General features: G+C 67.4%; 1 protein-coding gene. It reads left to right on the forward strand.

Features of this window, described 5'->3' with window-relative positions; all coding sequences use genetic code 11:
• Positions 1-42: 42 nt before the first annotated feature.
• The coding region (locus D9599_RS30940) for a hypothetical protein (protein WP_198385166.1) at positions 43-380 on the forward strand (338 nt) is incomplete at its 3' end.

Consider the following 380-nt stretch of genomic DNA (forward strand, 5'->3'; position numbering starts at 1 on the left):
CAGGCCGCGCCGATCACCGTGAGCCCGGGCGATCTCAGCTCGATGGGTCAGATCACGGCCGTCTTCGTCTACCGTGACGCGGCGGACACGAGCACGCTCTCGCGCGCCGGCGCCTCGGGCATCATCTTCAACAACCAGACGGCCGCCATCGGGACGTCGGTGAATGTCGGGGCGGCCAGCGGGATTGTCAGCTTCCAGCTGAACAACCTGACGCGGGGCACCACCTTCGCGACGGGCGTGGCCGACAACGGCATCTACTACGCCAACTACTCGACCGACTTCTCCAGCTTCGGCGTCGGTCCCCTCTCGGCGGCCGCCTCGGCGGCGATCGCCCAGCTGCCGAACAACGTGACCTATGTCGGCTTCGAGGACATGCGCGA

The organism is Roseomonas sp. KE2513 (assembly GCF_016107305.1).
Lineage (GTDB): Bacteria > Pseudomonadota > Alphaproteobacteria > Acetobacterales > Acetobacteraceae > Roseomonas.